A 7,890-nucleotide genomic window follows, 5' to 3' on the forward strand; every position below is an offset into this window, starting at 1 on the left:
CCCCACCGAACACGACACGCGCACGCAGCATGTCGTGCGCATCCACCAACGCACCCAACCCCGCCCGCAACGTCTCCAGCCCGAGCGCGGCCGGGGCGCCCGCCACCATCCACTGGGCGAACCGCGGACCGGCTGCCGCCTCGCCGAACGCCCGCATCACCGGAGTCCAGGCGATCTCGCCCACTCCCGTGTCGTCCACACCGGTGCGCTCGGCGGCGTCGGCCGCCTCGGCCACGAGTGCCAGCCGCTCCGCTGTCTTCTCCTCGAAGACCTGACGCGGAGTCACCACCAGTCCGGCGCGACGGGAACGGGAGGCGAGCTGCATCGAGGTGATCGAGTCGCCGCCCAGCGCGAAGAAGTCGTCGTCGACACCGACCCGCTCCAGTCCCAGCACCTCGGCGAACAGGCCGCACAGCGCCTCCTCGGCCGGTGTACGGGGCGCACGTCCCGAGACCAGCCCACCGAAGTCCGGCGCGGGCAGCGCCGCCCTGTCCACCTTCCCGTTCACCGTCATCGGCAGCCGGTCCAGTGGCACGACCACCGTGGGCACCATGTACTCGGGCAGGACGCCCGCCAGGTGGGTGCGCAGTGCCTCGGGCAGTGCGTCACGGGCGGCCTCGGGGGTATCCGCGACGACGTAGCCGACGATCCGCTTGTCGCCGGGGCCGTCGCCCCGTACGACGACCACGGCCTGTGTCACCTCCGGGTGCGCGGCCAGCGCCGCCTCGATCTCTTCCAGCTCGATGCGGTACCCGCGCACCTTGACCTGTGTGTCCGCGCGGCCGACGAACACCAGCTGTCCTTCGGCGGTCCAGCGCACCACGTCCCCTGTCCGGTACATCCGCGCACCGGGCACGAACGGGCAGGCCACGAACCGCTCAGCCGTCAGGCCCGTACGGCCCGCATAGCCGCGGGCCAGCCCTGGCCCTGCGACGTACAGCTCGCCCTCGGCACCGACCGGGACCGGCTGGAGGAACGCGTCCAGCACGAAGGTCCGCGCGTTGGCCAGGGGGCGGCCGATCGGCACGACGTCGCCGCCGCCCGGTGACAGGGGCAGGCTCATGGCCGCGCACACCGTCACCTCGGTCGGCCCGTACGCGTTGACCATCCGACGGTCGCCCGACCACCGGTCCACCAGGCCGGGCGGGCACGCCTCACCCGCGACGACCACCGTCTCCAGCGCGTCCGGCAGTGTGTCCTCGACGGCCAGCACGCTGGGGGGCACGGTCACATGTGTCGCCCCTGTCGCGCGCACCGCTTCGCTGAGCGACACCTGGGGCGGCAGCGCGTCCGTGCCGACCACCGCGAGCGAGGCGCCCGAGAGGAAGGTCATGCACAGCTCGGAGACGGCGGCGTCGAAGCTCAGCGAGGCGAACTGGAGCACCCGCGCGTCCGGGTGGACGCCGAAGCGCTCGATCTGGGCGTGTGCCAGGTTCGCCAGTCCCGTGTGGGAGACGACGACGCCCTTCGGACGGCCGGTGGATCCGGAGGTGTAGATCACGTATGCCGCGTTGCCGGTACGCAGCCGTCCGAGCCGCTCACTGTCCGGGACCGGGCCGGGTTCGCGGGCGGCCAGCGCCTCGACGACCGACGGGTCGTCCAGTGCCATGGACCGGTGTGCGAACTCCTCGGGCACCACGTCGCGGGTGGCCGAGGTGCACATCACCACGGCGGGGTCCGCGTCCTGGAGCACGAAGGCGATCCGGTCCGCCGGATAGTTCGGGTCGACGGGGACGAAGACGCCACCCGCCATGGAAATCGCCAGCAGGGTGACGACCATCGCCGCCGACCGCTCCACCACCGCCGCCACCCGGCACTCGGGGCCCACACCCGAGGCGATGAGGTGGCGGGCCAGCCGACCGGCGCTCGCCTCCGACTCGCCGTAGGTGAGGTTCTGTTCGTCCGATGTCACGGCGACCGCGTGCCGCCACCGCTCCACGCTCCGGCCGAACAGCTCGGGCAGCGTTCCGGCCGTGACCGGGTGCGCCGTGTCGTGCCACTCCTCGGTGAGCATCGCGCGCCGGCGCTCGTCCAGCACGCTCACCTGGGCGACGGGCGCCGACGGGTCGGCCGCGATCTGTTCCAGCACCCGCAGCAGCGATTCGAGGATCGCCTCCGCCTCGGCCCGTACGAACACATCGGGCCGGTAGTCGAGCTGGGCCTCCAGCCGTTCCCCCGGGCCCACGATCAGACCCAGCGGGTAGTGGCTCGCGTCCTGTGTCTCCCCTGCGGGACGGATGGTGAGGCTGTCGGGCCCTGCGGGCTCGTCGGCGGGGCGCGGGTAGTTCTCGTAGACCATCAGCGTGTCGAACTCGGCGCCGGGGCCAGCCAGTTGGTTGATCTCCGCGAGCCCGGCGTGCTGGTGGCCCATCAGGCCGATCTGACGCTGCTGAAGTCCGGTGAGCATCTCGGCGACCGACTGCCGGGCCTTCAGGTCCACCCGCACGGGGAGCGTGTTGATGAACAGGCCGACGGCCGACTCAGCTCCCGGAAGGTCCGTGGGACGGCCCGCGACGGTGCTGCCGAACACCACGTCCGTGCGTCCGGCGAGTCGCGCCAGCACCAGCGCCCAGGCACCCTGCACCACCGTCGCCACGGTCAGCCCGTACTCACGGGCCAGGTCGGTCAGGGTGGCCGTCAGCTCGACGGTGCACTCCCTGCGCACCAGCTCGGGGCGCACGGGCACCCTGACCGTCTCCGCGGGGACGACACGGGTCGGCTCGTCGGCTCCGGCCAGCTCAGCGCGCCAGGCGGCACGTGTCGCTTCCTTGTCCTGCCGGTCCAGCCACGCCAGGTAGTCCCGGTAGGAGGGTGCCACGGGCAGTTCGCGGGCTTCGCCGCCCGCCGCGTACACCGCCGACAGCTCGTTGAGCAGCACGGGCAGGGACCAGCCGTCCACGATGATGTGGTGCGTGGTCATCACCAGACGGTGCCGCCGCTCGCCGAGCCGGACGAGGAGGAGCCGCAGCAGCGGGCCCCTGGTCAGGTCGAATCGTGCCGACAGCTCGCTCGCGGACAGCCGCGCCATCTCGGCCGCCGCCTCCTGCTCCGTGAGCCCCGACAGGTCGGCGGTGCGCCACGGCAGCTCCACGTCGCGGGCGATCACCTGGAGTGCCTCGCCCGAGACGCTGCGGTGGAAGCTCGCCCGGAGGATCGGGTGCCGTTGCAGCATCGCGTCCCAGGACGCGCGCAGCCGTGCGACGTCCAGCGGCCCGTCGAGGGCGAGCGCCCGCTGTCCCCCGTACACGTCCGCCTCGCCGTCGTCGTAGGCGGAGTGGAACAGCATCCCCTCCTGCAACGGCGACAGCGGCCAGATGTCCACGAGTCCGGGGACGGTGGTCTCCAGGTTCTCGACGTCCTCCTGCGTCAGCGCGAGGAGGGGGAAGTCGGACGGGGTGTGTCCGCCCGCTTCCGTGTCGCCCGTGGTGTGGTCGGCGAGGCCGGTCAGCATCTCCAGCCATGCCCGGCCCAGACGCTCCACCTCGTCGTCGTCCAGCAGCTCGCCGGGCCAGCTCAGTGTGACCGTCAGCTCGGGGCCCTCCGGGGTGTCCCGTACCGAGGCGCCCGCGTCCAGCGCGTGCGTCGCGGGGGCGTCCGGGTCGGCGGAGCCGCCGACGGCGGACTCGCCGGCCATCTGCCAGGCTCCGGGCGGGCCCGACCTGGTGCCGGTGGCGAACCGGCCCAGGTAGTTGAATCCGATCTGCGGCGCCGGCAGGGCCGCCAGCCTCGGTGCCGTCTCCGGGTTGAGGTAGCGCAGCAGGCCGTGGCCGAGCCCGTCGCCGGGCACAGCGCGCGCCTGCTCCTTGACCGCCTTCAGCAGCTCGCCCGCCGCCTCGCCGCCCGCCAGTGCGTCGGCGAGGTCGGTGGTTCCGGCGTCGAGCCGGAGGGGGTGCACATTGGTGAACCAGCCGACCGTGCGGGAGAGGTCCAGGCCGTTCAGGGGTTCGCGGCCGTGGCCCTCGACGTCCAGGAGGACTCCGGTTTCTTCGGCTCCGGTGCCGGTGCCGGTGTCCTGGCGCCACTGGGTGACGGCCCCGGTGAGGGTGGCCAGGAGGACGTCGTGGACACCGCAGCGGAAGGCCGCGGGCGTCCTGCCGGTCAGGGTGGCCGCCTGCGCCACCGGGACGGTCCAGGAGCGGTGGCGCAGTGTGCGCACCGTGTCGCGCTGGGGGTCGAGTGCGCGCTGTCCCAGCAGCGGCTCGGGCACACCCCCGCCCCCGCCACCGCCACCGTTCCCGCCACCGGCCAGCGCGGTCCACGCCTCCAGCTCCGCCACCCGCTCCGCACTGCGCGCCTGCCGCGCCAACTCCAACGACCAGCCACGGAACGACGTACCCACCGGATCCAACACCGGCACCCGACCCGCAGCCACCTCACCACACGCCAACTCCAGATCCGGCAACAGCACACGCCACGACACACCGTCCACCGCCAGGTGATGCACCAGCAACACCACCCGACCCACACGCCCAGCACCCGCATCCACCCACACCGCACGCACCATCACACCCGCCACCGGATCCAGCCCATCCACCACCGCACGAGCCGCATCCCCCGCCACCCGGTCCAACTCACCCTCAGCCACCTCAGCCGCATCGACCCGGCTCACCAACGCACCCACATCAACCGAACCCCGCTCACCCACCACCAACACCGGATCCACACCCGCACCCCCACCGAACACGACACGCGCACGCAGCATGTCGTGCGCATCCACCAACGCACCCAACCCCGCCCGCAACGTCTCCAGCCCCAGGCCCTCGGGGGCACCCAGTACCGTCCACTGGGCGAATCCGGGGCGGGTAGCCCCGTCGCCCAGCCATCGCATCACCGGTGTCATCGCCAGCTCGCCCGCGTTCTCGGCGGTGGTGCCCGTGCCCTCGGTCTCCGCCGTTTCGACGGGTTCCACGACGAGCGCCAGCCGCTCCGTGGTCTTCTCCTCGAAGACCTGACGCGGAGTCACCACCCAGCCAGCGCGGCGTGCACGGGACGCGAGCTGCATCGACATGATCGAGTCGCCGCCCAGCTCGAAGAAGCTGTCCTCGACGCCGACCCGTTCCAGGCTCAGCACCTCGGCGAACAGGCCGGACAGCGCCTCCTCGGCCGGTGTACGGGGCGCACGTCCCGAGACCAGCCCACCGAAGTCCGGCGCCGGCAGCGCCGCCCTGTCCACCTTCCCGTTCACCGTCACGGGCAGCGCGTCGAGGACCAGCACCACCGCGGGAACCATGTGTTCGGGGAGTATCCCGGCGACGTGGTCGCGCACCTGCTGGCCGTCCACCTCCCGCCCGTCGGGTACGACGTAGCCGACCACCCGCTTCTCGCCCGGCCTGTCCTCGCGGACCACCACGGCGGCCTGTCCGACGTCCGGGTGGTCGGCGACGACCGCCTCGATCTCGCCGGGTTCCACGCGGAAGCCGCGCAGCTTCACCTGGGCGTCCACCCGGCCGACGAACACCAGCTCGCCGTTGTCGTTCCAGCGCACCAGGTCCCCGGTCCGGTACATCCGCGCGCCGGGCACGAAGGGGCAGGGCACGAACCGCTCGGCGGTCAGGCCCGGCCGGTCCGCGTAGCCGCGGGCCAGACCGGCTCCGGCTATGTACAGCTCGCCGGAGATGCCCTGGGGCGCGGGGCGCAGGAACTCGTCGAGGACGTAGAGCCGCATGTTGTCCAGCGGCCTGCCGATCGGCACGACGGCCGGGACCGGCACGTCCGCCTCGATCCGGTGGGAGGTGGCGAAGGTGGTGGTCTCGGTCGGCCCGTAGCCGTCCACGACGACCAGCCGGGGGCATGCCTCCCGCACCCTGCGCACCGCGTCGGCCTGCACCGCGTCGCCGCCGGTCCACACCTCGCGCAGTCCGCTCAGGCACTCCGGGTCGTCCTGCGCGAAGAGGTGGAACAGCGCGGCCGTCAGCCACATCGCGGTGATGCCGTGCCGGGTGACCAGTTCCCGCACGAGCGGCGCTGTGACCACGCCGGGCGGGGCGACGACGATCCGGCCGCCGCTCAGCAGGGGCGCCCACAGTTCGTAGGTGGAGGCGTCGAAGGTCTGCGGCGAGTGGAGCAGGACGCACTCGTGTCCGCGCGCGAACCGGCTGTCCTGGGCCAGCGCGGTCACATCGCTCTGGGTGACCTCCACGCCCTTCGGCACACCGGTCGAACCGGAGGTGTACATCACGTAGGCCACGTCTTCGGGCGACACCGCGACCCCCGGGGTGCCGTCGGGTCCGGCGAACAGTTCGTCGGCGGACACCACGTCAACGGGCTGTGCGTCGACCGTGTCGCCGTCCGCGACGATCAGCGCGGACCGCTCCAGCACCAGCCGTGTCCGGGCGGCGGGCCAGTCCGGGTCCACGGGCACATAGCCCGCGCCCGCCTTGGCCACACCGAGCAGCACCGCCACCATGCCCGCCGACCGTTCCATGACCACGCCGACGAGCTGTCCGCGCCGCACACCGCGTGCGATGAGCCCGCAGGCCACCCGGTCGGCGGTGCGGTTCAGCTCCGCGTACGACCAGTCCCGGTCGCCGTCGGTCATCGCCACGGCGTCGGGTGTGCGGTCCGCCTGTGCCTGGAACAGCTCGGGCAGCGCGCCCTCGGTGACGGTGCGCGAGGTGTCGTTCCACTCGGCGGTGACGCGTGCGTGCTCCGCGTCGTCGAGAAGGCCGATGCGGCCGATGCGCGCCTGCGGGTCGGCCGCCATCCGCTCCAGCAGCCGCAGCAGCCGACCGACGAGCGCCTCGGCCGCGCGGTCTTCGAGGACGTCGGAGCGGTACGTCAGCTGGACGCGCAGTCCGCCCATGGGGTCGACCACCAGCCACAGCGGGTAGTTGACCGACTCCTGTGTCCTGGCCTCGGTGACCGTCACTCCGCCCGAGCCGAACTCCTGCGTATCACCGCGCGAGTGGTCCGACGTGTGCGTTCCGGTGGGGAAGTTCTCGTAGGCGAGGAGGGTGTCGAAGGTGGCGCCGGGGCCGGCGAGCCGCTGGATCTCGGTGAGGCTCAGGTGCTGGTGGTCCAGCAGCGCCGACTGCTGGGCCTGGAGCCCTGCCAGCAGCGCGGTCACGGTCTGGGCCGGATCGAGCCGCACGCGCACGGGCACGGTGTTGATGAACAGGCCGAGCATGTTCTCCATGCCGGGCAGATCGGCGGGACGCCCGGCCACGGTGGCGCCGAAGACCACGTCACGACGCCCGACGAGCTGGCCCAGGACCACGGCCCACGCCACCTGCACGACCGTGTTCAGCGTCACCCCATGACTACGGGCCAACGCATCCAGTGACGCGGTCAGTTGGGGGTCCGCGTGACGGGACACCGCCTCCGACGCGGTTTCGGTGTCCGGGTCACCCGGTGCGACGAGGGTGGGCTCCTCCGCGCCCGTGAACTCCTGCTGCCAGGCGTCGCGTGCTGCCTGCTTGTCCTGACGGGTCAGCCAGGCCAGATAGTCACGGTACGGAGCCACAGCGGGGAGGCCGGAGGCGCTGCCGTCGGCCGCGTAGCAGGCCCACAACTCCCGCATCAGAACAGGCAGCGACCAGCCGTCCAACAGGATGTGATGCAACGTCACCAGCAACCGATACCGCTCCGCAGCCACCTTCACCAACGCCACCCTCAGCAACGGCGGGCGCGCCAGGTCGAAGCGGCGGGCCCGGTCCTCGGCACCGATACGCTCCGCCTCCGCCCAGGCCACCTCCTCCCCCCGCCCGGACACATCCTCCTCACGCCACGGCAGAACCGCGTGACGCACGACCATCTGGACGGGCTGTTCCATCCCGGCGAGCTGACGGAACCCCGACCGCAGCACCCCGTGCCGCTCCAGCAACGCCTCCCACGACGACCGCAACACCCCCGCATCAACACGCCCCTCAAGCGTGAGCACCATCTGCTCCA

At 72.3% G+C, this 7,890-nt stretch carries 1 protein-coding gene; it reads right to left on the reverse strand.

Translation table 11 applies throughout. The annotated features are described in order from the left end of the window. A partial coding sequence (locus ACYVOO_RS18350; RefSeq protein WP_461016708.1) for an amino acid adenylation domain-containing protein occupies positions 1-7,890 on the reverse strand: 7,890 nt, incomplete at both ends.

The organism is Streptomyces daliensis, assembly GCF_054782395.1.